The organism is Roseateles sp. GW821-FHT03B02, assembly GCF_059421025.1.
The window spans coordinates 1,082,970-1,109,381 of record NZ_JBWKUV010000001.1; the positions used below are offsets into that span (position 1 = coordinate 1,082,970).

At 71.0% G+C, this 26,412-nt stretch carries 18 protein-coding genes; 10 read left to right on the forward strand and 8 right to left on the reverse strand.

Translation table 11 applies throughout. The annotated features are described in order from the left end of the window. Window positions 1-29 precede the first annotated feature (29 nt). The 4 genes from AC07VX_RS04810 to AC07VX_RS04825 all read left to right on the forward strand — a co-directional run bounded on the left by AC07VX_RS04810 (window position 30) and on the right by AC07VX_RS04825 (window position 5,976). Window positions 30-1,052 carry a LacI family DNA-binding transcriptional regulator gene (locus AC07VX_RS04810; protein ID WP_493162825.1) on the forward strand — a complete coding sequence of 341 codons (1,023 nt, stop codon included), beginning with the start codon at window positions 30-32 and terminating at the stop codon, window positions 1,050-1,052. Between the two features lie 271 nt (window positions 1,053-1,323). Next, window positions 1,324-2,607 carry a tryptophan--tRNA ligase gene (locus tag AC07VX_RS04815; protein ID WP_493162824.1) on the forward strand — a complete coding sequence of 428 codons (1,284 nt, stop codon included), beginning with the start codon at window positions 1,324-1,326 and terminating at the stop codon, window positions 2,605-2,607. A gap of 1 nt (window position 2,608) precedes the next feature. Further along, window positions 2,609-3,193, forward strand: a complete 585-nt coding sequence (locus AC07VX_RS04820) for an ECF-type sigma factor (protein ID WP_493162823.1) — start codon at window positions 2,609-2,611, stop codon at window positions 3,191-3,193. Then, window positions 3,193-5,976, forward strand: coding sequence for a serine/threonine-protein kinase (locus tag AC07VX_RS04825; RefSeq protein ID WP_493162821.1), 2,784 nt, complete (start codon window positions 3,193-3,195; stop codon window positions 5,974-5,976). Before AC07VX_RS04820 ends, AC07VX_RS04825 begins: the two co-directional genes overlap by 1 nt. Before the next feature lie 38 nt (window positions 5,977-6,014). Here the strand turns inward: AC07VX_RS04825 and AC07VX_RS04830 are convergent, their stop codons facing one another. Next, the gene (locus AC07VX_RS04830; RefSeq protein WP_493162820.1) at window positions 6,015-6,584 is read right to left on the reverse strand and encodes a PEP-CTERM sorting domain-containing protein; all 570 of its coding nucleotides are present in this window, start codon (window positions 6,582-6,584) and stop codon (window positions 6,015-6,017) included. Between the two features lie 361 nt (window positions 6,585-6,945). Here AC07VX_RS04830 and AC07VX_RS04835 point away from each other — a divergent pair, with 361 nt between their 5' ends. Next, window positions 6,946-8,646 carry an AMP-binding protein gene (locus AC07VX_RS04835; protein WP_493162819.1) on the forward strand — a complete coding sequence of 567 codons (1,701 nt, stop codon included), beginning with the start codon at window positions 6,946-6,948 and terminating at the stop codon, window positions 8,644-8,646. 92 nt (window positions 8,647-8,738) lie between these two features. On the opposite strand, the gene AC07VX_RS04840 is transcribed toward AC07VX_RS04835, so the two are convergent. Then, the gene (locus AC07VX_RS04840; protein WP_493162818.1) at window positions 8,739-10,349 is read right to left on the reverse strand and encodes an outer membrane protein assembly factor BamB family protein; all 1,611 of its coding nucleotides are present in this window, start codon (window positions 10,347-10,349) and stop codon (window positions 8,739-8,741) included. Window positions 10,350-10,530: 181 nt separating this feature from the next. Then, a complete protein-coding gene (locus tag AC07VX_RS04845) occupies window positions 10,531-11,448 on the reverse strand; it encodes a LysR family transcriptional regulator (RefSeq protein WP_493162816.1) in 918 nt (305 codons plus the stop codon). A gap of 159 nt (window positions 11,449-11,607) precedes the next feature. Here AC07VX_RS04845 and AC07VX_RS04850 point away from each other — a divergent pair, with 159 nt between their 5' ends. Together AC07VX_RS04850 and AC07VX_RS04855 are read left to right on the forward strand one after the other, a co-directional pair. After that, the gene (locus AC07VX_RS04850) at window positions 11,608-13,794 is read left to right on the forward strand and encodes a malate synthase G (protein WP_493162815.1); all 2,187 of its coding nucleotides are present in this window, start codon (window positions 11,608-11,610) and stop codon (window positions 13,792-13,794) included. Window positions 13,795-13,912: 118 nt separating this feature from the next. Further along, window positions 13,913-14,404 carry a hypothetical protein gene (locus tag AC07VX_RS04855; RefSeq protein WP_493162814.1) on the forward strand — a complete coding sequence of 164 codons (492 nt, stop codon included), beginning with the start codon at window positions 13,913-13,915 and terminating at the stop codon, window positions 14,402-14,404. On the opposite strand, the gene AC07VX_RS04860 is transcribed toward AC07VX_RS04855, so the two are convergent. Further along, window positions 14,405-16,231 carry a tetratricopeptide repeat protein gene (locus tag AC07VX_RS04860; protein ID WP_493162813.1) on the reverse strand — a complete coding sequence of 609 codons (1,827 nt, stop codon included), beginning with the start codon at window positions 16,229-16,231 and terminating at the stop codon, window positions 14,405-14,407. Between the two features lie 103 nt (window positions 16,232-16,334). Then, window positions 16,335-19,226, reverse strand: a complete 2,892-nt coding sequence (locus AC07VX_RS04865) for a TonB-dependent receptor domain-containing protein (RefSeq protein ID WP_493162812.1) — start codon at window positions 19,224-19,226, stop codon at window positions 16,335-16,337. A gap of 332 nt (window positions 19,227-19,558) precedes the next feature. Here AC07VX_RS04865 and AC07VX_RS04870 point away from each other — a divergent pair, with 332 nt between their 5' ends. Next, window positions 19,559-20,806, forward strand: coding sequence for an NAD(P)/FAD-dependent oxidoreductase (locus AC07VX_RS04870; protein WP_493162811.1), 1,248 nt, complete (start codon window positions 19,559-19,561; stop codon window positions 20,804-20,806). Between the two features lie 231 nt (window positions 20,807-21,037). Here AC07VX_RS04870 and pcaF read toward each other — a convergent pair whose 3' ends face one another. Genes pcaF through AC07VX_RS04885 form a run of 3 tightly spaced genes read right to left on the reverse strand, consistent with a single transcriptional unit; the run spans window position 21,038 to window position 24,479 of the window. Next, window positions 21,038-22,240, reverse strand: a complete 1,203-nt coding sequence (pcaF, locus tag AC07VX_RS04875) for a 3-oxoadipyl-CoA thiolase (protein ID WP_493162810.1) — start codon at window positions 22,238-22,240, stop codon at window positions 21,038-21,040. Continuing rightward, window positions 22,237-23,685, reverse strand: a complete 1,449-nt coding sequence (locus AC07VX_RS04880; RefSeq protein WP_493162809.1) for a 3-hydroxyacyl-CoA dehydrogenase — start codon at window positions 23,683-23,685, stop codon at window positions 22,237-22,239. The genes pcaF and AC07VX_RS04880 overlap by 4 nt, the downstream gene beginning before the upstream one ends. Further along, window positions 23,682-24,479 (reverse strand): enoyl-CoA hydratase-related protein, encoded by a 798-nt coding sequence (locus AC07VX_RS04885; protein WP_493162808.1) that lies wholly within the window; start codon window positions 24,477-24,479, stop codon window positions 23,682-23,684. Before AC07VX_RS04885 ends, AC07VX_RS04880 begins: the two co-directional genes overlap by 4 nt. Window positions 24,480-24,596: 117 nt before the next feature. On the opposite strand from AC07VX_RS04885, the gene AC07VX_RS04890 reads away from it, so the two are divergent. After that, complete coding sequence (locus AC07VX_RS04890) at window positions 24,597-25,649, forward strand: sensor histidine kinase (protein ID WP_493162807.1); 1,053 nt, start codon at window positions 24,597-24,599, stop codon at window positions 25,647-25,649. After that, window positions 25,646-26,404 carry a LytR/AlgR family response regulator transcription factor gene (locus tag AC07VX_RS04895; RefSeq protein ID WP_493162806.1) on the forward strand — a complete coding sequence of 253 codons (759 nt, stop codon included), beginning with the start codon at window positions 25,646-25,648 and terminating at the stop codon, window positions 26,402-26,404. The genes AC07VX_RS04890 and AC07VX_RS04895 overlap by 4 nt, the downstream gene beginning before the upstream one ends. Window positions 26,405-26,412: the final 8 nt, after the last annotated feature.

Here is a 26,412-nt window from a genome sequence, read left to right on the forward strand (position 1 = left end):
CAATCCGCCCCGACGGAAGAAGAGGGCGAATGGCAACGATCAAGGATGTGGCGCGGCTGGCTGGCGTGGGCGTGGGCACCGCCTCGCGCGTCATCAGCGGAAACGGTTCCGTCGCGCCGGCCACGGCCGAGCGCGTGCGCAAGGTCATCGCCCAGCTGAAGTTCCGGCCCTCGCACACGGCTCGCTCCTTGGGCGCCGGCACCTCCAAGCTGATCGGCGTCTACATCCCCTTCCTGCGCGGCACCTACTACACGCCCATCCTGCGCGCCATCGACCTCGTGCTGCGCGCGCAGGGCCTGCACATGGTGGTGGCCTTCGGCGAGGGCATCGAGGACGAGCGCGTCGAGACCAACGACGGCATGCGCTTCCTGCTGGACCGCGACTGCGACGGCCTCATCGTGCTGTCCAACGCCATGCAGGACGAGGACATCAAGGCCCTGGGCCCGGCGGGCCGCCAGGTGGTCGTGCTGAACCGCCACTTCGATCGCATCAAGGACCAGTGCTTCACGGCCGACCACGTGCAGGGCGGCGTGCAGGCGGCGCGCGCGCTGCTGCAGCACAAGCACAAGGACATCGCCGTCGTCTCCGGCCCCACGACCTCGCCGGACAACGTCGCGCGCCTGAACGGCTTCATGGGCGAGCTGGCACTGCGCGGCCTGGACACGGCCAAGATCCTGACCGTGCCCGGCGACTTCTCCAACCAGGCCGGCTGGGACGCGGCCGACGTGCTGCTCAAGCTCAAGCGCCTGCCCACGGCCGTGTTCTGCGCCAACGACGAGATGGCCATCGGCCTGCTGGCCCATTTCCAGGAGCGCGGCGTGCAGGTGCCGCAGCAGGTGTCGGTGCTGGGCTATGACGACTCGCCCAGCGCCGAATTCGCCGCGCCACGCCTCACCTCGGTGCACATCCCCAGCCACGAGGTCACGCTGGCCGGCCTGCACTGGCTGCTGAACCGCTGCTACGGGCTGGAACTGCCCGTGTCGCGGCAGTTCGACATCTCCGTGACCTGGCGCGCCTCGGTGGCCGCACCCCCATCTCGCAAACGCGGTTGACGCGCGGCTGAGGCCACAATCCGGGCTCGACTTCGGTCCTGTTCACAGGACGGGGATCGGATGCGTTGCCACTCAAAAGCCCGCGAGCAAGGCGCGGAGCCGAAGCTGGGGTCGTCCCCAGCGAGGCTTCGCAACGCCGCGCGCGGGCTTTTGAGTGACAACCCTTCGGGAGAGGGTCTGCGCGGGAGCATGGCGTCGTTGCGCGCCTTGCCCTGCACCCGCGCAGACCCTCTCGCACCGATTCCCGTCCTGTGAACAGGCCCTAGCCCCCATGTCCCATCGCGTCCTCACCGGCATCACCACGACCGGCACCCTGCATCTCGGCAACTACGTCGGCGCCATCCGCCCGGCCATCGCCGCCAGCCGCGCGCCCGGCGTGGAGAGCTTCTTCTTCATGGCCGACTTCCATGCGCTGATCAAGTGCGACGAGCCGGACCGCCTGGCCCACTCCAGCCGCGCCATCGCCGCCACCTGGCTGGCCGCCGGCCTGGACCCCGAGCGCGTCACCTTCTACCGCCAGAGCGACATCCCGGAGATCCCCGAGCTGACCTGGCTGCTGACCTGCGTGACGGCCAAGGGCCAGATGAACCGTGCCCATGCCTACAAGGCCGCGGTGGACGCCGCCGTGGCCGCCGGCGAGGAGCCCGATGCCAACGTCAGCATGGGCCTGTTCAGCTACCCGGTGCTGATGGCGGCCGACATCCTGATGTTCAACGCCCACAAGGTGCCGGTGGGCAAGGACCAGGTCCAGCACATCGAGATGGCCCGCGACGTGGCCCAACGCTTCAACCACCTGTTCGGCCAGGGCCGCGAGCTGTTCACCCTGCCCGAGGCCGTGACCGACGCCGAGATGGAACTGCTGCCGGGTCTGGACGGCCGCAAGATGAGCAAGAGCTATGACAACGTCATCCCGCTCTTCGAGGGCGGCGCCAAGGCCTTGCAGGACGCGGTCGCTCGCATCGTGACCGACAGCAAGCTGCCCGGCGAGCCCAAGGCCCCGGAAGGTCAGGCCCTCGTCACCATCTACGACGCCTTCGCCACCCCCGAGCAGCGTGCGGCCTTCCGCGCCGCGCTGCGCGGCGGCCTGGCCTGGGGCGAGGCCAAGCAGCAGCTGGTCACGCTGATCGAAGGCCAGATCGGCCCGATGCGCGAGCGCTATGCCCAGCTGATGGCCCACCCCGAAAAGCTGGAGGCCACGCTGCAGGCCGGCGCCGCCAAGGCCCGGGCCATCGCCGTGCCCTTCCTGAAGCAGTTGCGCGAGGCCTGCGGCCTGCGGCCCTACACGTCCACGGCGGCGACGGCCGTGGCCAAGGCAGAGAAGGCCGCATTGCCCGTCTTCAAGCAGTACCGCGAGGCCGACGGCAAGTTCTACTTCAAGCTGCTGTCGGCCGGCGGCGAGCTGCTGCTGCAGAGCAGCGGCTTCGAGCAGGGCCGCGACGCCGGCCAGTGGGTCGCGCGGCTCAAGCGCGAGGGCTGGGTGGCCGACGCCCCCGTGCAGCGCGAGGCCAGCGAGGCCGACATCGCCGCGGCGCTGGCCGCCTTCCAGGAGGACTGACGTGGCCGACGTGACCGCACTGCTGATCGGCACCTCCCGCGGCGACCCGGCGGCGCTGCAGCAGCTCTACGCCCTGCTCTACCCCGAGATCAAGCGCGTCGCCCGCATCCGCCTGGCGCAGAGCGGCCCCGGCGGCAGGTCGGCCGGCCTGAACACGACGGCCCTCGTCCACGAGGGCTTTCTGCGCATGGCCGACCAGCAGGGCCTGCAGGGCGAGACGCGCGGCCAGTTCTTCGCCTACGTGGGCCGCGTGCTGCGCTCCGTCGTCATCGACCACCTGCGCGGCGAGGGGCGAGAAAAGCGCGGCGGCGACGCCGTGATGGTCACGCTGTCCGCCGCCGGCGACGTGGCGGCCGAGCAGAGCCACGCCGTCGACATGATCGGCCTGGACCGCGCACTGGAGCGCATGCGCGCGCTGGACCTCGGCCTCTACGAGCTCATCGAGATGGTGGGCTTCGCCGGCCTGACCATTGCCGAGGTCGCCGAGCTGCGCGGCCTGTCCACGCGCACCGTCAACCGCGAGCTGCTGAAGGCGCGGGCGCTGCTGCAGGAGCTGCTCGGCGACAAGCCCGACACGGTCTACTGATGGACTCCGGCCTGCAGGCGGACGACTGGCAGCGCCTCTCCGCGCTGTTCGACGAGTTCGCCGACCTGCCAGCCGCCGAGCGCGAGGCCCGGCTGCGCAGCGTGCAGCCGCCCGAGCTGGCCGCGCGCCTGGCGCGCATGCTGGCCTCGCTGCCCGACGACGACGCCACGGTGCTGGCGGCCCTGCCGGGCTTCGAGACCCACCTGGCCATGGCCCTGGCCGAGCCGGCCGGCCTGCCGCCGCCCCAGACGGGCGACCGCTTCGGCGACTGGTGCCTGGCCGAACTGCTGGGCGAGGGCGGGATGGGCCAGGTCTGGCGCGCCGAGCGGGCCGACGGCCTCTACCAGGGCGAGGCCGCCATCAAGCTGCTGCGCGACGACCTCGCCAGCCCCGGCCTGGCCGCGCGCTTCGCCCGCGAGCGCGCCGTGCTGGGCCGCCTCACCCACCCCGGCATCGCCCGCCTGCTGGACGCCGGCGAGCAGGACGGCCGCGCCTACCTGGTGCTGGAGTACGTCTCCGGCCAGACGCTGAGCGCCCATGCCCGCGACCACGCCCTGCCGCTCGCGGCGCGCGTGAAGCTGCTGGTGGAGGTGGCACGCGCCGTCGAGCATGCGCACGCCCAGCTCATCGTGCACCGCGACCTCAAGCCCAGCAACGTCATGCTGGACGAGAGCGGCAACGCCAAGCTGCTGGACTTCGGCATCGCCGGCCTGCTCAACGACGCCGGCATGCAGGCCGACAGCCAGCTCACGCTCATCTCCGGCCGGCGCCTGACGCCCGCCTACGCGGCGCCCGAGCAAATCAGCGGTGGGGCCGTCGGCGTGGCGGCCGACATCTATTCGCTGGGCGTCATGCTCTACGAGCTGGCCAGCGGCCAGCTGCCCTTCGGTGGCCGCGGCGGCAGCCGCACGGCGCTGGAACACGCCGTGCTGCACACCGAGCCCGCGCGGCTGACGCGCACGACCGGTGGCTCAGGCGGCGAGCGCGACCATGGCCCGGGCCGCCCGCCCGATGCCGAGCGCGCCAGCGGTGACCTGGAGGCCGTGGCCGCCAAGGCCCTGCGCAAGGACCCGGCCGAGCGCTATGCCAGCGTCGGCACCTTCATCGACGACCTACAGCGCTGGCTGGAGCAGCGCCCGGTCAGCGTGCGTGCGGAGGAGTGGCGCCACCGCCTGCACCTCTGGGCGCGGCGCAACGCGGCGCTGGCCATCGGCGGCGCGCTGGTGTTCGCGGCGCTCAGCCTGGGCCTGGCCGTCAGCCTCTGGCAGCGCCGCGAGGCGCAGGCCGCGGCGCGCGAGTCCGAGCAGGTCACGGGCTATCTCGCCGAGATGCTCAGCGCCGCCAGCCCCGACCAGAACGGCGGCCGCCAGCCCACCGTCGTCGAGCTGCTGGACCGCAAGCGCCAGGAGCTGGCGACGCGCTTCAACGACCAGCCCGAGGTCAAGGACCGGGTCTTCGACACGCTGGTGAAGACCTATTTCGCGTTGCAGCGCTTCGATGTCGCCGCGCCGCTGGCCGAGCAGCGCCTGGCCCATGCGCGGCAGGCCTTTGGCGAGGACGACCCGCGCACCGAGGACGCCGTCTTCACGCTGGCCGGCATCCACACGGCTGTGGCCGGCGGCCAGCCCATCATCGACCTGCTGGAGCCGCTGCTGCCGCAGTGGGACAGCCGCTACGGGCCGCTGAGCGAGAAGCCGCACCGGCTGCGCCTGCACCTGCTGGCGGCCTACGGCCGCCTGGGCCGCTTTGCCGATGCCGAGCGCGAGCTGGCGCTGGCCCGCCGCTCCAACGACGCCATCAACGCCAAGAAGCCCTTCGAGCACGCCGGCTTCGCCACCTACGAGAACGTGCTCTACGTTTACGAGGGCCGGCTGCGCGACGCCGAGCGCGTGCTGGAGGCGGCGCGGCCGTTCTGGAATCCCCAGGAGGCCGAGCGCATCCGCCCGGCCCTGGTGCTGGAGCGCAACCTCGCCTTCGTGCGCTGGCGGCTGGCACGCGAGAGCGCGGCCGAGGCCACGGCGCGCAGCGACGACCTGATCCGCCGCTGGGACGGCGTGGCCCGCCCCGGCAACCACGCCAGCACGCTGATGCGCCAGATGCTGGCCGCCTATCTGCAGCAGCTTGGCGAATTCGCTCCGGCGCTGGCCCAGCTGGAAAAAGCGCAGGCCGAGACCGAGGCCGCCGGCGCGGACGACGCGGTGACGGGCCTGCTGCGCCACAACCTGGTGCTGGAGGCCCGCGTGCTGGCGGCAGCGCGCGCCGATGCCGCCGCCGTGCAGGCCGCCACCCAGGCCCTGGCCGGCCTGGACGCGGCGCCGCTGATCGGGGACGTGCGCCGCGCCGAGGGCCTGCTGACGCTGGGCCGCGTCGCCCTCGCGCCAGGCGCGGGCGAGGCCGGCCAGAAGCTGGCGCGCGAGATCGACAACCGCCTGAGCACGCTGCGCCCCCTGCTCGCCCAGGCCCGCAACCTTGCCAGCCGCATCGACCTCTTCAAGGGCCGGCTGGCCGGGTCGCCCGCCGGCTGGTTGGCCGCGACGCGCGCCCGCGTGGCCTATTTCGACGGCCTGCCCGAGCCACAGGGCCTGCCCGAATGGAGCGCCCGGCTGCAGCAGGCCTGCGCGCTGCGCGCGGCCGGCGAGCCCTGGCAGGCGGCCCTCACGCGCGCCGAGGCTGCCCGCCCGGCCAACCTGGCCGGGCTGACGCCCACCCCCCATCCACTGGCCGACGTGGCCGCCCAGCTGGCCGCCGGCACGGCGCCGCGCGACTGCGACTGGCGTTTCTAGCAGCCGCCGGACCGCCGCTCGACGACCGGGCGTGACGCTCAGCCGCGCCGGCGCCGCGCCAACGTCACCATCACGGCCAGCCCGGCAGCCAGCGTCACCGCGACCGAAGGCTCGGGAACGGGTACGGGTGGGGTGTACGTCACCCACTGCACCGCCAGACCATGGTTCGGGGCGTCGACGAGGGGGCCGGTGACCGGGACCTTGGCGTAATTGCCGGCGCCGGTCTGGACGGCGAACACATAACCGGGCACCAGCGCATTGCCGGCGTCGCTGCCGGGAATGCCCACCGTGCCGAAGGGCAGCGCGGCCAGCGCGACGTCGGTGAGCGATGCGAAGTCGACGACGCCGAGCGCGGAGATGCGTGGCGACGCGCTGGTGTAGGGGTTCGCCACGAGCTGGCGCTCGGTGGGGTTGAGCATTTCCCAGAAGACGTCGCCGCTTTCGAAGTCGGGCCAGTCGTTGCGGACGCCGGCGTCGAAGTCGAAGATCCAGGAGCCCGGGATGACGGTCGAGCCCGAACTGATCACGGCGGCCTGCGTGGCCAGCGACACGCAGGCCAGCGCGAGCGCTGCCAGGCGCGGACGCGCGAAGGACATGAGCGACTTCATTCCCGAACTCCTGAAAGCCAGCACGATCTGCCTGCGCCGCATTCTGGACAGGCGCAGCCGGCCGCCAAGCAGCGAGCCCCCGCGTGCGGGGGGCCATCACGTCGTGCCGTCCCACTTCCAATACCGATTGCGAGCGCGCCCCCGCGTGCGGGGGGCCATCGCCCGCACGACCATTGATCCCGATCAAGGACCCTGCCGTCTCCACCGCGCGGCCCGGCGACCCGGCCAGCGCGGGGACGCCGGATTTAGAGCCACCGCCCTAGCAAGGCGTCACGCCGCAAGGTGTTTTCCCGTAGCGGTGGCCGGTTTACACGCGGTTAACTTTGCAGCTCCCGAAAAGAATGTCCGAGGAGACACGCCCATGGCCACCATCGCCGCCGACCAGCTCGCCCTGCAACGCCTCTACCACTGGGAGCGCACGGCCGGCAGCCAGGTCACGCTGACCCAGCCCATGGGCGGCCCCGAGGTGAAGGACTTCACCTGGGCCCAGGTCGGCGACCAGGTGCGCCGCATGGCCGCCTTCCTGAAGGCCAAGGGCCAGGCCGAGGGCTGGCCGGCCGATGCCAAGGTGGCCATGCTGTCCAAGAACTGCGCCTGGTGGCTGATGACGGACCTCGCCATCTGGATGGCAGGCTACGTCAGCGTGCCGCTGTATCCGACGCTGGCCGCCGAGACCATCACGCAGATCCTCACCCACAGCGAGGCGCGCTTCGTCTTCATCGGCAAGCTCGACGGCTGGGAGGGCATGAAGCCCGGCGTGCCGCCCAGCTTGCCCGGCGCCAGCTATGCGCTGTCGCCCGACGACGTCAAGAAGCGCTACGAAAGCTGGGACAGCATCTGCGCCCGCACCGAGCCGATGAAAGGCGAGCCCACGCGCGGCGCCGACGAGCTCTGCACGCTGATCTACACCTCGGGCACGACGGGCAACCCCAAGGGCGTGATGCACAACTTCGGCGCCTTTGCCTGGGCCATAGCCGAGGGCCTGGCGCGCTTCCCGATGAGCGCCGCCGACCGCATGATGTCCTACCTGCCGCTGGCCCACGTGGCCGAGCGCGTGCTGGTGGAGCACAGCTGGCTGAAGGTGGGCCTCAAGGTGTTCTTCGCCGAGTCGCTGGACACCTTCACCGCCGACCTGCAGCGCTCGCGGCCCACCATCTTCTTCAGCGTGCCGCGGCTGTGGGTCAAGTTCCAGCAGGGCGTGCAGGCCAAGATGCCGCCGCAGAAGATGAACAAGCTGCTGCGCCTGCCCATCATCGGCGGCCTGGTGCGCAAGAAGGTGCTCAAGGCGCTGGGTCTGGACCAGTGCCGCATCGCCGTCGGCGGCGCCGCGCCCATGCCGGTCGCGCTGCTGGAGTGGTACGGCACGCTGGGCCTGCACATCAACGAGGGCTACGGCATGACCGAGAACCTGGCGCTGTCGCACATGACACTGCCGGGCAAGAACCAGCGCGGCACCGTAGGCCCCGCCTATGGCGGCGTGCAGACCCGCATCGACCCCGCCAACGGCGAGCTGCAGATGCGCAGCCCTGCGCTGATGATGGGCTACTACAAGGAGCCCGGTCTGACGGCCGATGCGCTCACCGCCGACGGCTGGCTGCACACCGGCGACAAGGTGACCCAGGACCCCGACGGCTGCGTGCGCATCACCGGCCGCGTGAAGGACCTGTTCAAGACCAGCAAGGGCAAGTACGTCGCCCCCGCGCCGATCGAGGACAAGCTGGGCATGAACCCCAGCATCGAGGCCTGCTGCGTGGCCGGCGCCAACATGGGCCAGCCGCTGGGCATCGCCATGCTGTCGCCGCAGGGCCTGCAGCGCGCCACCAGCGAGGCCGAGCGCGCCGCGCTGATGGCCGAGCTGAGCAAGCACCTGGACGACGTCAATGCCCGCCTGGACCCGCACGAGCAGCTTGACACGCTGGTGCTGATCAAGACGCCATGGACGGTGGACAACGGCTTCATCACGCCCACCTTCAAGGTCAAGCGCAACCGCATCGAGGAGGTCTATGCGGCCAAGTTCGACGCGTGGGCCGGCAAGCGCGCCAAGGTCCAGTTCGGTGACTGAGTGAGTGCCGAGGACAAGCCCTGCGGCTTGTCCAACGACTCACGAAGGCCCATCGCCGTTCGAGGCGATGGGCATGGGCAGGTACCCGGCGATCAGTCCGGGACCGTGAACGCGTAGAGCTTGCTGTTCGGCGTACCGAAGCCGAAGTTGCTGTAGCCCGAGCCCCAGTAGAGCGTGCCATCCGCAATGGCCGCACCCGACAGGCACGAACCTCCGCTCGCGTAGCTCCACAGGACGGCACCGCTCGCGCCGTTGAGCGCGTACATGCGGCCGCTGGCATCCAGCGAGCAGCCGTAGACGACGCCATTGGCTGTCGTCACGGGGCCAGCGGGTCCGCCGCCGATGCCTCCCGGCGCCTGCGGGTCGGTCGTCTGCCACAGCATGGCGCCCGTGGCCGCATCCAGGCCGAACCACGCTCCGCGCGTCGTCGGCAAGGTCGCGCCTGCCGGCGTCCACGGGATCTGGTTGCTGTTGGAGTTGGCGGTATAGACGCGCGCACCGTCCGTCGCCGACCCCCATTGCAGGCCACCCGCCGTGCCACCCGGGCCGGCCTGGGTGACCCAGACGACGGCACCGGTGTCCGGGTTCAGCGCCCAGTACTGCCCGCTCTTCTGCCCGACGCCCAGCAGATCGACCGGCTGGCCGTTGCCGGCCCTGGACTTGAACAGCGCCGGAGCCTGTCCAAAGTCGTAGTCCGGCCCCGCCGGGGACGGGCAGTTGCTGCCGTCACCGAAGAAGGGGATGCAGTCCACCGTCCAGGCGTCGTAGGGGATGGCGCGGGTCGCCCAGCGCACCGCGCCGGTCTTCATGTCGAGCGCGAGCACGCTGTCGAAATGGTCGTTCGCCGGCAGGCAGGCGGCCTTGGCAACCGGATCACCGCCGGCCGCTGCCACGCAGGCCAGCACCGCAGGCGGCACCGAGTAGTTGTTGCCGGTGGCGATGTAGACCACGCCGCGCCGGGTGTCGATGGCCGGCGAGCTGCCCCAGACCGCGTTGCCGGTGTAGCCGGGCGGCGCGAGCAGGGTCTTCCAGCGGATGGCGCCGGTCTGCAGATCCAGCGCCAACATGCTGCCGCGGAAGGACAGCTGGTAGCCCGGCACGAAGGCGGCGAGGGCCTCCTCCTGCGACGCAACGCCGACGAAGACTTGGTCGCCATGGATGGTGGCCGACTGCGTGACGATGGCTGCCATGTGCGGGTCGGCCTGCGTGCTCCAGACGAGGGCCCCCGTGTCCTTGTCGAAGGCGAGCACCTTGGCGCCCGGGCCGCCACCCGCCAGGATGGATCCCTGGGTGCCGATGATGACCTTGCCGCCGCCGAGCGCCGGCGTCGCGCGCGCCTTGTCCCTCGGAACGCCCGTCACCGCGGGCAGGTGAACCGCCCAGCGGACATTGCCGTTGCTGCGGTTGACGGCATAGAGCCAGCCTGCCCAGTCGGGCACGTAGACCGTGTCGGCATCGACCGCCGGGGTGGCCGACACGTCGCCTGCCGTCGTCAGCGCCCATTTGACGGCGAGCTTGTCGACATTGCCAACGCCGAGCTTGTGCTCCGATGGTTGGCTGCGTGTGTTCTCGCGGTCGCCCCCCGCATTGCTCCATTCGCTGCCCTGCGCCGCGGCGGCGATCAGTGGCACGGCCATGGCGGCCGCTGCAATCACTGCGCGCCTTGGCGCGATCCGCTCTCGAAACCAGGTCGTCTTGTTCATCGACATCCTCCGTCCGTTGTCTGCGATGCCCGGTTCACGGGCTGCGGTCGGACGGGCATCGCGCAGCCCGCCGCAGCAGACGCTCGACGCCACATCCTCGACGAGGACGGGAGCGACAAAGCGGCGACCCATCAGAGGCCGCTGCTGCAGCGACCGGCATCGGGGTATACCCACCACCCCCCTAGCTTCGCCAGTAGCTGGGCCGCCCGTAGTGCGCGCGCAGATGCTCCACCCACAACCGCGTGCGCAGCGGCAGGTGGCGGGATTGCGCAAAGACAGCGTAGATGCCGTTGGGCGGCGCCGCGAACTCGTCCAGCAGGCTGACGAGGCGGCCGGCGGCGAGGTCGGCCTCGACCTCCCAGGTGCTGCGCCAGGCAATGCCCAGCCCTTCCACGCACCAGTCGTGCAACACCTGACCGTCGCTGCAGTCCAGCCGGCCCTGAGCTCGGGTTTCAGGCCGCAGGTGCTGCACCGCACCTTCGATCTGGAAGGCCCAGCCGCGGGTCTGGCTGGCTTCGGAACTCAGCGTCAGGCAGGCGTGGCGGCCGAGTTCGTCGGGGTGCTTGGGAACACCGGCCCGCTTCAGGTAGGCCGGCGCGGCCACGCACAGCCGCCGGTTGTCGGCCAGCCGCGTGCTGACGAGGCTGGAGTCCGGCAGGTCGCCCACGCGCACGGCGCAGTCGAAGCCCTCGTGGACGATGTCGACGACGCGGTCGCTAAGGTTGAGCGACAGGCTCAGGTCGGCATGCTCGGCCAGGAAGCCCGGCACCAGCGGCGCGACATGGCGGCGACCGAAACCGGCCGGCGCCGTCACGCGCAGATGGCCGCTGGCCTTCAGCCCCCCGGCGCTCACCGCCGCCTCGGCGTCGGTCAGGGCGGCGATGAGGCGTTGGCAGTCCTCCAGGAAGGACTGCCCCTCGGGCGTGAGCGTCAGCCGCCGCGTCGTGCGCAGCATCAGCTTCACGCCCAGGCGCGCCTCCAGCGCATCCAGCCGCCGGCCCATGACGGCCGGCGCCACGCCCTCGGCCTGGGCCGCCGCGGTGAGGCTGCCCTTGCCCGCCACGAGGACGAAGGACTCGATCTGCTTGAGCTTGTCCATGCCCGGATTGTGCTGCCGCCCGGACGCAAAGGCAGCAGTTTCACGAACCATCTTTGCGTTTTGGTCACAGATGAATGGCGCGCGCAACAGCGAATCCCGACACGCGGGGCGGCTAGATTGGCAGCATCCGTTGTTGTTCTCTCGCAGGAGCCCCGCCCCATGTCCACCGCCAGCCGCACCACCCTCCACCGCCTGCAGGTCGATGCCGACCTGGCCCGCTTCATCGACACCGAGGTGCTGCCCGGCACCGGTGTGGCCGCTGACGCGTTCTGGGCCGGCTTCAGCCAGCTGGCGCACGAGCTGGCGCCGACGAACCGCGCCCTGCTGGCCGAACGCGACCGCCTGCAGGCCGAGCTGGACGCCTGGCACGAGGCCCATCCCGGCCCGATCGCCGACATGCCCGCCTACCGCGCCTTCCTGACCCGCATCGGCTATCTCGTAGAGCCGCCGGCCCAGGTGCAGGCGACGACCGCCAACGTCGACGCCGAGCTGGCCCTGCAGGCCGGCCCGCAGCTCGTCGTGCCCATCCTGAACGCCCGCTACGCGCTGAACGCGGCCAACGCGCGCTGGGGCTCGCTGTACGACGCGCTGTACGGCACCGACGCCATCTCCGAAGCCGACGGCGCCACGCGTGCCGGCGCCTACAACCCCGTGCGCGGCGCCAAGGTCATCGCCTTCGCCCGCCAGGTGCTGGACCAGACCGCGCCGCTGGCCGCCGGCTCGCATGCCGAATCGACCGGCTACCGCGTGGAAGCCGGCCAGCTCGTCGTGACGCTGGCCTCCGGCGCCACCACGGGCCTGAAGGACGCCGGCGCCTTCGCCGGCTACCAGGGCGACGCCGCCGCGCCGAGCAGCGTGCTGCTGGTCCACCACGGCCTGCACCTGGACATCCGCATCGACCGCAGCACGGCCATCGGCAAGAGCGACGCGGCCGGCGTGGCCGACGTCATCGTCGAATCGGCGCTGTCCACCATCCTGGACCTGGAAGACTCCGTCGCCGCGGTGGACGCCGAGGACAAGCTGCTGGCCTACCGCAACTGGCTCGGCATCCAGCTCGGCACGCTGACCGAGGAAGTCGCCAAGGGCGGCAAGACCTTCACGCGCCGCCTGAACGCCGACCGCGTCTACACGGCGCCAAGTGGCACGGATGGCGGCACCGTCACGCTGCATGGCCGCTCGCTGATGTTCGTGCGCAACGTGGGCCACCTGATGACCAACCCGGCCATCCTGCTGGCCGACGGCAGCGAGATCCCCGAGGGCATCATGGACGCGGTCGTGACGACGACCATCGCCATGCACGACCTGAAGCGCCGCGGCAACTCGCGCACAGGCTCGGTCTACATCGTGAAGCCCAAGATGCACGGCCCCGCCGAGGTGGCTTTCGCCTCCGAGCTGTTCAGCCGCGTGGAGCAACTGCTCGGCCTGCCCGACAGCACCGTCAAGCTGGGCATCATGGACGAGGAGCGCCGCACCTCGGTCAACCTCAAGGCCTGCATCGCCGCCGCCGCCAGCCGCGTTGCCTTCATCAACACCGGCTTCCTGGACCGCACCGGCGACGAGATGCACACCGCCATGCGCGCGGGCCCCATGCTGCGCAAGGGCGACATGAAGACGTCCAGCTGGATCACCGCCTACGAGCGCAGCAACGTGCTGACGGGCCTGGCCTGCGGCCTGCGCGGCCGCGCCCAGATCGGCAAGGGCATGTGGGCCATGCCCGACCTGATGGCCGAGATGCTCAAGCAGAAGATCGGCCACCCCAAGGCGGGCGCGAACACGGCCTGGGTGCCCTCGCCGACGGCCGCGACGCTGCATGCGCTGCACTACCACCAGGTCAGCGTCGCCGCCGTGCAGCAGGAACTGGAAAAGGTTGACCTCGCCGCCGAGCGCGAGGGCATCCTGAACGCGCTGCTGACCGTTCCCGTCGCCCCCAACGCCGACTGGACGCCCGAGCAGCGCCAGCAGGAGCTGGACAACAACGTGCAGGGCATCCTCGGCTACGTGGTGCGCTGGATCGACCAGGGCGTGGGCTGCTCCAAGGTGCCGGACATCAACGGCGTCGGCCTGATGGAAGACCGCGCGACGCTGCGCATCAGCAGCCAGCACATCGCCAACTGGCTGCGCCACGGCGTGGTCAGCGCCGAGCAGGTGCGCGAGACCTTCGCCCGCATGGCCAAGGTCGTCGACGGCCAGAACGCCGGCGACGCGGCCTACAAGTCGCTGACCGCCCACCCGCAGGGCGCTGCCATGCAGGCGGCGCTGGACCTCGTCTTCAAGGGCGAGGCCCAGCCCAGCGGCTACACCGAGCCGCTGCTGCACGCCTGGCGGCTGAAGGTGAAGCAGGGCTGAGGCTGGACGGCGCAGGGCACCGGCGTGATCTGCGACGCCTGCCGAAGGCCTGAGCGGATCTCGCGCGCGAGGGCATGACCCGCTGCGCGCTGCCCGGCGCTGCTGCTAGGCTTGCCGCATGCGCACCTTCACCCTGATCGCCCTCTCCTTCGCCGCCCTGCCGGCCCTGGCCCAGGACGGCCTGCAGCGCTGCCGCGCGCTGACCGACGGCGCGGCCCGACTCGCCTGCTACGACGCGCTGGCCGACGCGGCCCGCGTGCCGGCAACACCGGCCCAGCCTGCCGCGCCCGTGGCGACGGCCCGGGTGGCGCCGGCCGCGCCGGTTGCCGCTGCAGCACCCACCGGCGAAGCCGCCTTCGGCCTGCCCGAGGCCAAGCGCCCAGGCGCGGTGGAGTCCGTCGAAAGCTCGGTCGGCCCGAGCTTCGGCGGCTGGGGTCCGAACTCGCGCATCCGCCTGGCCAACGGCCAGGTCTGGCTGGTCATCGACGGCAGCTCCGTCGTGCTGCCGGAAGGGCCGCGCAAGGTCAGCGTGAAGCGCGGCGCGCTGAGTTCCTACTACCTGGACTTCGAAGGCCTGAAGACCTCGCCGCGCGTGCGTCGCGTGGAGTGATCAGTCGGGCACCACGTCGAAAGCCACCGTCAGCCGGTAGGCATCGTCCTGGAAGGGCGTGGTGCCATGCCACAGATACGACGGGAAGAGTGCCAGTCGTCCGGGCCTGGGCGCCTCCATGCGGCCCGGCGGCAGGCGGCCTCGCACCGGCTCGGGCAGGTCGGGCTCGCCGAACTTGATCCAACCGTCACGGCTGCCCTCGCGAAGCGCGCTCGGCGGCGTGGCCACGTAGTAGCAACTGCTCAGCCAGCCGTGCCCGTGGATATGGTTGGTGTGGAAGCCGCTGCTGCGCAGGCGCGAGCTCCAGCTGTCAGTGAAATGCCAGGCACCGGCGGGTGATGGCAGGCGACCCAGCATGGGGTGGCCGGCCTCGGCCGGCCGGGTGGCCAGCCAGGCCGTGATGGCCTTGGCGATCTGGGCCTTCAACGCCTGCACCAGCGGCAGGTCGAGGTCGAAGAGGTTGCCGCGCGTCTGGGTGCCGTGGCGCAGCGTCTGGTCGATGGGAGCTTCGGCGTCGGTGTGCAGCCGCGTCAGCTCCTCGGCCAGCGCGGCGTTGAAGCTGGCGATGTCGGCCCAGCCGGGCGGGGGTTCGATGTCGACGACGCCGACGCAGCGGTCGAGATCGTTGAGCCAGCCGGCGCGCGCATCACCCGTCAGCCGCCAGCCCGTGCCGACCAGGGCCAGGGCATGCTGATCCTTGGGCGCCAGCGCGAAAGCCCGCTCGGCCAGAGCCAGACCCTCGGCAGATTCACCGGCCGCGTAGAGGCTGCGCGCGGCGTTGCTGAGCACGGCCACGTCCTCGGACGCCAGGGCCACGGCCTGCCGGTGAGCCGCGCAGGATTCCTCGAAGTGCCCCAGCAGGCACAGGGCCTGGCCCAACCCGTCGGCATAGGCGGCATGGGTGGGCGCCAGTGCGGCGGCACGGCGGTAGGCCGCAGCCGCGGCTTCGCCCTGCTCGGCGCGCAGCAGCAGCAGGCCGAGCAGGCTGGGCGGAATGTCGGACTGCGGCGCGGCGCGTTCGGCGGCGTCGAGCTCGGCGCTGAAATCGGCATGGCCCAGGGCCCAGCGCAGCTTGGCGAGGTCGTAGAGGCTGAGCGCGTGAAGCGGCGCGAGCGCCAGCGCGCGGCGGTAGGCGGCGAGCGCGTCATCGGCGCGGCCCAGGGCCTGCAGCGTGTTGCCCAGGTTGTAGTGCGCCTCGGCGACATCCAGGCCCAGGGCTTGCGCGCGTTCGTGGGCTGCCAGCGCGTCGGCATGGCGGCCGAGGCGGTGCAGCACGACGCCGCGGTTGTGGTGCAGCGCGGCGCGCTCGGGCGCCAGGCGCAGCGCGGCGTCCAGCGTCGGCAGCGCGGCGGCCAGCGTGCCGCTTTCTTCCTGCAGCATGGCCAGCAGCTGCAGCGCATTGGCATCCTGCGGTGCCAGCTCGGCCGCCCGGCGGGCCGACTGCAGCGCGCGTTCGCGCTCGCCCAGGTCGCGCCGCAGGCGCGCGTGCTGGTAATGGGCCGCGGCGAGGTCGGGCTGGTGCTGCGCGGCCTGGTCGAAGGCTTCGGCAGCGGCGGCGGGGCGCTGCAGCATCTCCAGCATCTGGCCGCGCGCCAGCCACACCCGCGGCTGGCGGGCATGCAGCTGCAGCGAGCGCAGGAACCAGGCCTCGGCCTCGGCCCATTGCTGGCGCTGGGCCGCCAGCTGGCCCAGCGCCGCAGGCGCCTCGGGCGCGGCGGGCGTCTCCTGTAGCGCGCGCTGCAGCATGGCCTGGGCGGCGTCGAGCTGGCCGGACGCCAGCGCCCGCAGGCCCTGGCCGAGGGATGAAGCCGGATGGATGGCTGCCATGGTGATGAAGGGGTGAGGCGCGGATTGTCCGCGCCATGAAAAACGGGCCCCGAGGGGCCCGTTCGATGCTGCCACCCCGAGGGGCGGCAGAGCCTGACTTCGATCAGAAGTTGGCCTGGACGGTAGCCGTGTAGCGGCGGCCGATGATGTCGTAGGCCGTCGGGAAGGTGTTGCCGAAGTTGGTCGCACCCGGGCCGATGCCGGTGCCGGTGAACGGGGGCTGCTTGTCGAACAGGTTGTTGATCGTCATCGACAGCTTGATGTTCTTCGTCACCTGCCAGGTGCCGTTCAGGTCGAAGTAGTCATAGGCCTTGATGGTCTCGTAGGCGGCGACGTAGCTGCCCTTGAGGTCAGGCTGGACCGACGACGAACCGATGTGGCGCCATGCCAGACCCACGGAGTAGTCGCTCAGCGTCCAGGAAGCGCGTGCGTTGAAGCGCGTCTTGGAATAGGGCGTGCCCACGTCGACACCGTAGTAGCCGGCCTGCTCCAGGGTCGCGACGCTGGGCAGCGACTTGAAGTCGGCGCGCTTGAGCAGCGCGGCCTGCATGCTCAGGTCCACGCGGCCCCAGTTCGGCAGACCCAGCTTCTTCATCGGCAGACGGTAGCTCGCGCCCAGGTCGATGCCGGAGAAGTTGTAGAAGCCAAGGTTGGACGACTGGGTGCTCACGCCCTTGCTGCCCGTGCCGTTCAGGCCGCCGTTCAGCGGGTCGCGCTGGATCAGCTGGCAGAAGGCGTTGTAGGACAGGCCGGCGTTCAGCGTGGAGTCGAAGCAGCCGTTGATGACCTGCGACGAGGTCGGGCTGGACACGGCGCCGTTGATCTTGATCTTCCAGTAGTCGACCGTCAGCGACAGGTTCTCGATGAAGTCGGGCTCCCACACCACGCCAAGGGTCGTGGTGTTGGCCTTCTCGGGGCCGAGGTTGGGGTTGCCGCCACCGGTGTTGTTGATCTGGTTGGACGACGGTGCCGCGACCGAGCCGATCTGCGCGACCGGCACGCCGGTCAGCTGGCAGAGGTTGGTCAGCGTGCCGGCCTTGCCGGCGTCGGCCGCGACGATGCGGGTGCCCTGGCAGGGGTCGGTCGTCAGCGTCGACAGGCCCGTGGTGACCGGCGCGTAGAGCTCGTTCACGTTCGGGGCGCGGGTGGCGCGCTGGCTTTCGCCGCGGAAACGCAGGCCCTTCATGGGCGAGTAGTCCATCGACTTCTTCCAGCTGCCATAGCTCTTGGTGCCGCCGATGGAGTCGAACTCGGTGTCGCGGTAGCCGTAGCCGATGTTCAGCGAGTGCACGAAGGGCTTGTTCTGCACCAGGGGCAGCGTGGCTTCGCCGTAGACCTCGCGGAACTTCAGCGTACCGCTACGGTCAGGCGTCGGAGCGCCGGAGCCCAGCAGTTCGCCCTGGGTCTGCACGACGGCATCGGAGGCATTGCCGCCGAACACCGTGCGGTCTTCGTAGCCGACGGCCATGCCCAGCGGGTTCTTGGCCCAGGGGCTCTTGGCGAAGGCGACCTCGCCGCTGGCCGAGCCGGCCACGACCTTCTGATCGACGCGCGTGGTCTGGAAGGTCGGCGTGGCGATGAAGGCCAGCATCTGCGGCGTGATCGTGCCGGCAGCGCCGAACAGGTTGATCGGCACGCAGCCGCCGGTGGTCACCGTGCAAGCCGTCGTGCTGGTCGCGCGAACGGCCTGCTGCAGCTTGGTGGCCGAGAAGCCGTTGCCGGTGCGCTGGATCTGGTCCGAACGGCCGCTCTGGTAGTAGGCGTCGTAGGTCCAGCCCTCCAGCATCGGGATGTCGCCGCGCAGGCCGGCCGTGTACTGGGTCGTCGCGTTGTCGTAGCTGTAGACGCGCGGGCCGGCTTCGACGAAGCGGCGGGCGATGTTGGCGCGGAACTCGGTCGTGCCACCGGCCACGCAGTTGGCGGCCGAGATGCCGTAGGCCGCGCACAGCTGCGAACGGACGGCCGGCGTGATGTAGGGGTTGCCGATGGGGATGTTCAGCGCCGCGCCGAAGGTGCCCGAGGGCGCCAGGTTCAGCGTCACGTTGGACTTGGTGTGGAAGACCTCGGCGTAGACCTCGGCGTACTCGTTGATCTGGAAGCGACCCAGGCCGGTGGCCTGCGTGCGGGTCAGCGGCGTCTCGAAGTAGTTCGGCGGGTTGGTGTTGTACGCGTCGGCAACGCCGCTGACCGGGCGCAGCAGGCCGGTGGTGGAGTCGATCACGCGCGAGCCGTTGATCGGCGAGGGCATGCCGGACCACTGGGCGGGCACGGCCGTGCCGGAGAAGCCGCCGGGGTTGCCGGTGGTGGAGGCGATCACGGTGCCGGAGTAGTCGCGGTCGGCGAGCTTCAGCGGGCTGGTGCGGGTGGTGCCGATGTGCAGCACCACGTTGCCGCGACCGTCTGCCAGGTTGGCACCGACGGTCAGGTCGTTCTTGTAGCGCTGGGCGTCGCCCTTCTCGGAGGCGCTGTACAGGGACGTCGCCTCGACGCCCGAGAAATTGCGCTTGGTGATGAAGTTCACCACGCCCGACACGGCGTCGGCACCGTACACGGCGGACGCGCCACCGGTCACCAGGTCAACGCGCTCGAGCAGCGAGACCGGGATGGTGTTGGTGTCGACGACACCGCCCAGCGTGGCGGGCACGATGCGGCGGCTGTTGATCAGCACCAGCGTGCGGTTGGAGCCGATGCCGCGCAGGTCGATCGAGGCCGTGCCGTTGGAGCCATTGTTCACGTTCGGGCCGATGGCCGGATACGCGGAAGGCAGGCCACGCACCAGTTCTTCAACCGCGACCGGCTGCTTGATGCTGATGTCTTCCTTGCCGACCGAAGTGATCGGGCTGCTGGACTCGGCACCGACGGACTTGATGCGGGAACCGGTGATTTCGATGCGCTCGAGCTTCTCCGGCGAGGCTTCTTGGGCCATTGCCGAGACGGCGCTCAGCGTGCCGATCATCGCCAGCGCGGCTGCGCTCCGGGCGTTTCGTTTAAACATGACTACTCCTTCGTGAGGACGTTCTCAACGCTGTGTTGCAGGTGACTTGGAAACGCGCATCCCCAGCGGAGAAACGCTTTTTCGCGGCGCGAGTCTGGCGATTGCCGACGGGCCGGCCGATCCGGGTAGGCCCCAATAGACTCGGCAACCTCCCGCTCGACGTGCTTTACATGACAGAAACCTAGGGCAATCACCGCCCCAAGCAGGGGGTGACGGACGGCACTGGCGTTGTCACATGACCACACAAATTCAAATCCCCTGAATCAGTCAGGGCAGCACCCGAAGTGCTAAGGGACACGCCAGCGACTTCTAGAATCGCCGACCCCATCGACATGCCCATCCAATTGACAGCTGAGAGACAGGCCGGCAGCCCGCCCGCCGGGCCCGATTGCGAGATCCTGGTCATCGGCGCCGGCCCCGCCGGCAGCGCCTGTGCCCGCCTGCTGGCCCGCGCCGGCGTCGATGTGCTGCTGGTCGACCAGCACCCGCCTGGCCGCGACAAGATCTGCGGCGACGGCCTCATCCCCGACACGCACAAGGCCCTGGCGCGCCTGGGCCTGCTGGACGAGGTGATGCGCAAAGCCCAGCCCGTGGCCCATGTCGGCTGTATCGGCCCGCGCGGCGGGCGCATCGACGTGCCGGGCTCGCTGGCCGTGCTGCCGCGGCGCGAGCTGGATGCGTTGCTGCTGCGCGCGGCCCGCGAGGCCGGCGCGCGCTTCGAGCAGGCGCGCTTCGAGGCGCCGCTGGAGGACGCCGGCCGCGTTGTCGGTGCACGGCTCAGGCAGGGTGACGCCACCGTCGAAGTCCGCGCCCGCTGGGTCGTGCTGGCCACCGGCGCCGTGCCCAAGGCGCTGACGGCCGCCGGCATGTGCGAGCGCCACACGCCCAGCGGCGTGGCGCTGCGCGGCTATGTGAAGGCGCCGCAGATGGTGGGCCGGATCAAGGCGCTGGAAGTGGTCTGGGACAAGTCCGTGCGGCCGGGCTACGGCTGGATCTTCCCGGCGCCGGACGGGCACTTCAACATCGGCGTCGGCGTGACCGACTCGCACAAGGACCTGGGCGGCGGCAAGGGCCGCAAGAAGGACGTCAACCTGCGCGCCATCTTCGACGCCTTCGTCGCCAAGTACGAACCCGCCGCGGAGCTGATGCGCGTCGGCGAGCTGGTGGGCGAGCTCAAGGGCGCGCCGCTGCGCTGCACGCTGACGGGTGCGACCTGGACACGGCCCGGCCTGCTCGTCACCGGCGAGGCGGCGGGCAGCACCTATTCATTCACGGGCGAGGGCATCGGCAAGGCGATGGAGACGGGCATGCTGGTCGCCGACGCGCTGCTGGCCCACCGCGAGGACGACGCCGCCACGCGCGCGGCCTACGAGGCCGGCCTCACCGCCCTCAAGCCCAAGTTCGACCTCTACGAACGCGCCAACCGCGTCAATGCCCACCCCTGGCTGGCCGACCTGCTGATCTGGCGGGCCAAGAAAAGCCCGCGCCTGCTGGCGCGCATGAGCGGCGTGCTCAACGAAACCAGCAACCCGGGCAACCTGGTCAGCCTGAAGGGCATCAGCCGACTCTTCTTCGAGTGAAGCGGTTTGGGGCCTTTGCGGGCCGAGCGCCGGGCCTGCCGTGGGCCAGAGGCCCACGGCCCTCCGTGGGCCCAAGCAGTCCGCAGGGACTGCTTGTGTCCGACTCCAGTTCCCAAGCCGGCCCGCCTTGGGCGATGTGCTTGCGGTCCGATGCCGCAAGCATCGCCGTCCCCCCGGGGGACCGCCCATGCTGGCCGGCGTTCAGCGCGGCCAGCCTGGGCGAGGGACACCTCAGACCCGCTCGATCACCATCGCAATGCCCTGGCCCACGCCGATGCACATCGTGCACAGCGCGTAGCGGCCGCCCGTCGCTTCGAGCTGGTTGATCGCCGTCGTCACGAGGCGTGCACCGCTGGCACCCAGCGGGTGACCGAGGGCAATGGCACCACCGTTGGGGTTCACGCGGGCGTCGTCGTCCGCCAAGCCGAGGTCGCGCAGCACGGCCAGGCCTTGCGCGGCGAAAGCCTCGTTCAGCTCGATGACGTCCAGTTGCGCCAGCGTCAGGCCCGTCAGCGCCAGCACCTTGCGCGTGGCCGGCGCGGGGCCGATGCCCATGATGCGCGGCGCCACGCCCGCCGTCGCCATGCCGACGACGCGGGCACGGGGCGTCAGGCCGTGGCGCGCCGCCTCGGCCTCGCTGGCCAGCAACAGCGCGCAGGCGCCATCGTTGACGCCGCTGGCATTGCCCGCCGTCACGCTGCCGTCGGGCTTCACGACGCCCTTCAGCTTCGCCAGCGCCTCGAGGCTGGTCGCGCGCGGATGCTCGTCCAGCAGCACGCGCAGCGGGTCGCCCTTCTTTTGCGGCACCTCCACCGGCACGATCTCGCGCTCGAAGAAGCCGCGCTGCTGGGCCGCAATCGCCTTCATCTGCGAGGCCAGTGCCATGCGGTCCTGCGCCTCGCGCGCGATGCCGAAGTCGGCCGCCACGTTCTCGGCCGTCTCGGGCATCGAATCGACGCCGTACTGCGCCTTCATCTGCTTGTTGATGAAGCGCCAGCCGATGGTGGTGTCGTAGACGGCATTGGCGCGGCTGAAGGCCGACTCGGCCTTGGGCATGACGAAAGGCGCGCGGCTCATGCTCTCGACGCCGCCGGCAATCATCAGCCCGGCTTCGCCGGCGCGGATGGCACGCGCCGCGGTGCCGATGGCATCCATGCCAGAGCCGCACAGCCGGTTGACCGTGCTGCCCGGCACGTCCACCGGCAGGCCGGCCAGCAGTGCGGCCATGCGGGCGACGTTGCGGTTGTCCTCGCCAGCCTGGTTGGCGCAGCCGTAGATGACGTCGGCCACCTGGGCCCAGTCGACGTTCGGGTTGCGCGCGATCAGCGCCTTGATGGGCAGCGCAGCGAGGTCATCGGTGCGGATGGAGGACAACGCGCCACCGTAGCGGCCGAAAGGCGTGCGGATGGCGTCGCAGATGAAGGCGTGGGTCATGGCGTGAGTCTCAGGTGGGGGCTGACGCGGTAGCGCTCGCCGCGGTAGTAGGTATCGAGTCGGTCCAGCAAGGCCACGATGGGCCCGGCGCCCCACAGCCTCTGCCAGTCGAACGGGCCGGCCGGATAGTTCACGCCGAGCTTCATGGCCGCGTCGGCGCCCGCCTCGTCGCAGACCCCTTGCTGCACGGCGTCGTTCGCCTCGTTGACCAACATGGCGATGGTGCGTGCGACGACGAGGCCGGGCACATCCACCATCTCGCGCGGCGTGAACCCCAGCGCCGCCAGCCAGCCGACCGGCTCGCTGAAATTGCCGGACTTGGCAAAGGCCAGGTCCCTGGGCTCGCCCAGCGGCAGGTCGAAGACGACGACCGGCGCCTGCAGGTCGCGCTCGGCCGCGATCTCGCGGGCGGTGCGGCCATCGGTGAGGCGGATCTGTGCGCGGTCGGCCTCCAGGCCTACCCAATCGCTGAGCGCCTGCCGTTCGGCCTGCGGGAAGGCCGCTGCGAACCGCTCGGCGACGAAGCCCTGGCCGTGCACGACCAGACGCGTGGCCGTCGGCACCGCGGTTGAGTGGGCGGCCAGCGCCGGCGCGCCTTCCGGATAGCGGTAGAAGCCCCGCCCGCTCTTGCGGCCGAGAAAGCCGGCGTCCACCAGCTCCTGCTGCACGAGAGAAGGCGTGAAGCGGCGGTCGAAGAAGTTGGCGGCGAAGACCGAGTTGGTCACCGCGAAATTGGTGTCGTGGCCGATCAGGTCCATCAGCTCGCACGGCCCCATGCGAAAGCCCGCTGCACGCAGGCAGGCGTCGATGACCTCCGGCGCGGCCGCACGGTCCTGCAGCAGCATCAGCGCCTCGGCGTAGTAGGGCCGGGCGATGCGGTTGACGATGAAGCCGGGCGTGGAACGCGTGTGCACGGCCGACTTGCCCCAGCGGCCGGCGAGATCGAAGACGGCCTGTGCAACGGCGGGATCGGTGCCCAGGCCCGAGACCACCTCGACGAGCTTCATCAGCGGCACCGGGTTGAAGAAGTGCATGCCCACCAGCCGCTCGGGCTTCTTCATGCCGCGCGCCAGCGCCGTCACGGAGATGGACGAGGTGTTGGTGGCAATCACGGCGTCATCCGCCAGCAGCGCCTCCAACTCGGCGAACAATGCACGCTTCACGTCGAGGTTCTCGACGATGGCCTCGATGACGAGGTCGGCGGCCACCAGCGCGTCGGCGGGCCTGATGCGCGCCAGCGTCGCCTGCGCGGCGTCGGCGCTCAGCTTGCCCTTGGCGACCAGGCCGTCCAGCGTCTGCGCCAGCTTGGCCTTGGCGGCCTCGGCCGCGCCGGCGCGGTTGTCGCAGAGCGTCACGGCATGGCCGGCCTGGGCGGCCACCTGCGCGATGCCGGCGCCCATCAGGCCGGCACCGACGACGAGGATGCGGGAGTCGTTCAGGTTCATTCGGGAGCAATCCAGTTGGGCTTGCGCTTTGCCAGGAAGGCCGCAAAGCCCTCGCGGGCCTCGGGCGCCGTGCGCACGCGGGCTATTGCCCGCGCCGTCAGCTCGCGCGCCTCGGCCGTCACCGGGCCGGGCGCGAGCCGCGCATAGAGCTGCTTGATTTCGGCCTGGGCGGCCGGGCCGCAGGCCAGCAGGTCGGTGATGACGGCCTCGACGGCGGCGTCCAGCCCCTCGGCCGGCACCACGCGCTGCACCAGGCCCACACGCTGCGCCTCGGCGGCGTCGATGCGGCTGGCCGTCAGCGCAAGGCGACGCGCCTCGCGCAGGCCCACGGCGTTGACGAGGTGGGGGCCGATGACGGCGGGCAGGATGCCCATGCGCGCCTCGCTGACGGAGAAGCTCGCGGCGTCGGCCGCGACGGCCATGTCGCAGGCGGCCACCAGGCCCACGCCGCCCCCCAGGGCCGCGCCCTGCACGCGGGCCAGCGTCGGCTTCGGGCACTCGGCGATGCGCGCCAGCATGGCCGAGAAGCGGCGCGCGTCGGCGAGGTTGTCGTCCTGCGAGGCGGCGGCGGCGCGCTGCATCCACTGCAGGTCGGCGCCGGCGCTGAAGTGCTTGCCGGCGCCGGCCAGCACGACGGCGCGCACGCTGGCGTCGCCGCCGAGCAGGGTAAAGGCCGCGTCCAGTTCGGCGATCAGCGCCTCGTCGAAGGCGTTGAACACGGCCGGTCGGTTCATCGTCAGCACGGCCACGCCATCGGGGCGGCGCTGCAGGTCGAGGGAGGTCCAGGCAGGCATCCGGGCATTCTGCACTTTTCCCGACCGATCGGTCGACTCAGCCATTCATGCGCCCCGGAAGGCCGTTCGCCGCACGCGCCGCGGCGCGGCCAGGCGCGCCGCCTAGACTCGCCCGCCATGTCCTCCCTGCTCGACAAGCTGCACTGCCGCCAGTGGTTCTACCCCGGGCCGATGCGCGTGTTCACCCCCGAAGAGATGGCCAGGGCCGGCATGCAGCCCTGGCCCATCGCGGTGGACAGCTACGCGGGCATCAACCTGCTGGTGCTGCTGCCCGTCATGGTCTGGACGCGGCACGGCACCGGGTGGGCCACGTCGGCCGGATGGTGGCTGCTGTGGTGCGTCCTGGCGGTGGGCGCGCTGGCGGTGGCCCGCTCCCTGTGGCGGCTGCCGACGCGCAGGCGCCTGAACCTGTACTGCTACGGCACGGCGGCGGGCGTGTGCGCCGCGGCCTGGGCACTGATGAGCATGGGCTACCGCGACTGGTTCAAGGACAACGACATCTCGCTGGTCGCGGCCCTGACGGGCGTGCTGAGCGCCTGGTGGATGGTCACGCTCTTCCGCGTGCAGCAGATCGAGGCCCGGCTGCGCGAACTGCGCGACCAGGAGGCCGCGCTGCGCCTGTCCACCCGGCTGGCCGCGGCCCAGATCCAGCCGCATTTCCTGTTCAACACGCTGGCCTCGCTGCAGCACTGGGTGGACACGGGCGACGCCCGCGCCGCGCCGCTGCTGCGCGACTTCACCGCCTACTTGCGCGCCACGCTGCCGATGTTCGAGCGCGAGCTGCAGCCGCTGGCCGACGAGATCGAGATGGTGAGACGCTACCTGGCCATCATGCAGGCCCGGCTGGGCGCGCGGCTGGCCTTCACGCTGGACGTGCAGGCCGGCCAGGACACGCCGGTGCCGCCGGGCGTCGTGCTGACGCTGGTGGAAAACGCCATCGCGCATGGCATCGAGCCCCAGCTGCGCGGCGGCCACATCGACATCGCCGCGCGCCGCGACGGCGAACGCCTGGTGCTGGGCATCCGCGACGACGGCCCCGGCCTTGCGCCCGGCTGGACCGAAGGCGTGGGCCTGTCCAACACGCGCCGCCGGTTGGTGAGCGCCTTGCCCCACGCCACGCTGACCCTGGCCGACGCCCACCCCGGCTGCATCGCCACCCTGACGCTATGAACCCCACGACCGCCCTGATCGCCGATGACGAGGAAGCCCCGCGCGAACAACTGCGCGCCGCCCTGAACCGCCTGTGGCCCGAGCTGCGCATCGTCGCCGCCAGCACCAACGGCATCGAAGCCTGGGACGACTGCCTGGCCCTTGAGCCCGCCGTCGCCTTCCTCGACATCCGCATGCCGGGCCTGACCGGCCTGGAGGTCGGCCGCCGGCTGTCGGCCCTGGCCGCGCCGCCGCTGATCGTCTTCGTGACGGCCTTCGACGACCACGCGCTGGCCGCCTTCGACGCCGGCGCGGTGGACTACGTGCTCAAGCCCGTCGACGACGAGCGCCTGGCCCAGACGCTGACCCGCTTGCGCGCGCGACTGGCCCAGCCCGCACCCGACACGACGGCCCTGCAGCGCCTGCTGGCCAGCCTGCCGCAGCCCAAGCCCTCGCCCCGCCCCATCCAGGCCAGCGTGGGCCGCGAGGTGCTGCTGATCCCGCCGGAGGAGGTCATCTATTTCGAGGCCGACCAGCGCTACACACGCGTCGTCCACCAGGGCGGCGACGCACTGATCCGCACGCCGCTGCGCGAGCTGCTGACGCAGTTCGACCCCGAGCAGTTCTGGCAGATCCACCGCAGCGTGCTCGTCAACAGCCGCTGCATCGCCAAGGCCGTCCGCGTGGACGAGGGCACCATGGTTGTCACGCTGCGCGGGCGCGAGGAAAGGCTGCCGGTGTCGCGGCAGTTCCAGGCCCTGTTCAAGGGTCAGTAAGCCTTCAA

Excerpts from the sequence above, each read along its gene's own strand:
- AC07VX_RS04855 (WP_493162814.1), top strand. The coding sequence starts at position 13,913 with ATGCGCACCTTCACCCTGATCGCCCTCTCCTTCGCCGCCCTGCCGGCC.
- AC07VX_RS04890 (WP_493162807.1), top strand. The coding sequence starts at position 24,597 with ATGTCCTCCCTGCTCGACAAGCTGCACTGCCGCCAGTGGTTCTACCCC.
- pcaF (WP_493162810.1), bottom strand. The coding sequence starts at position 22,240 with ATGACCCACGCCTTCATCTGCGACGCCATCCGCACGCCTTTCGGCCGC.
- AC07VX_RS04850 (WP_493162815.1), top strand. The coding sequence starts at position 11,608 with ATGTCCACCGCCAGCCGCACCACCCTCCACCGCCTGCAGGTCGATGCC.
- AC07VX_RS04840 (WP_493162818.1), bottom strand. The coding sequence starts at position 10,349 with ATGAACAAGACGACCTGGTTTCGAGAGCGGATCGCGCCAAGGCGCGCA.
- AC07VX_RS04825 (WP_493162821.1), top strand. The coding sequence starts at position 3,193 with ATGGACTCCGGCCTGCAGGCGGACGACTGGCAGCGCCTCTCCGCGCTG.
- AC07VX_RS04895 (WP_493162806.1), top strand. The coding sequence starts at position 25,646 with ATGAACCCCACGACCGCCCTGATCGCCGATGACGAGGAAGCCCCGCGC.
- AC07VX_RS04885 (WP_493162808.1), bottom strand. The coding sequence starts at position 24,479 with ATGCCTGCCTGGACCTCCCTCGACCTGCAGCGCCGCCCCGATGGCGTG.
- AC07VX_RS04810 (WP_493162825.1), top strand. The coding sequence starts at position 30 with ATGGCAACGATCAAGGATGTGGCGCGGCTGGCTGGCGTGGGCGTGGGC.
- AC07VX_RS04835 (WP_493162819.1), top strand. The coding sequence starts at position 6,946 with ATGGCCACCATCGCCGCCGACCAGCTCGCCCTGCAACGCCTCTACCAC.
- AC07VX_RS04845 (WP_493162816.1), bottom strand. The coding sequence starts at position 11,448 with ATGGACAAGCTCAAGCAGATCGAGTCCTTCGTCCTCGTGGCGGGCAAG.
- AC07VX_RS04880 (WP_493162809.1), bottom strand. The coding sequence starts at position 23,685 with ATGAACCTGAACGACTCCCGCATCCTCGTCGTCGGTGCCGGCCTGATG.
- AC07VX_RS04865 (WP_493162812.1), bottom strand. The coding sequence starts at position 19,226 with ATGTTTAAACGAAACGCCCGGAGCGCAGCCGCGCTGGCGATGATCGGC.
- AC07VX_RS04815 (WP_493162824.1), top strand. The coding sequence starts at position 1,324 with ATGTCCCATCGCGTCCTCACCGGCATCACCACGACCGGCACCCTGCAT.
- AC07VX_RS04830 (WP_493162820.1), bottom strand. The coding sequence starts at position 6,584 with ATGAAGTCGCTCATGTCCTTCGCGCGTCCGCGCCTGGCAGCGCTCGCG.
- AC07VX_RS04860 (WP_493162813.1), bottom strand. The coding sequence starts at position 16,231 with ATGGCAGCCATCCATCCGGCTTCATCCCTCGGCCAGGGCCTGCGGGCG.
- AC07VX_RS04870 (WP_493162811.1), top strand. The coding sequence starts at position 19,559 with ATGCCCATCCAATTGACAGCTGAGAGACAGGCCGGCAGCCCGCCCGCC.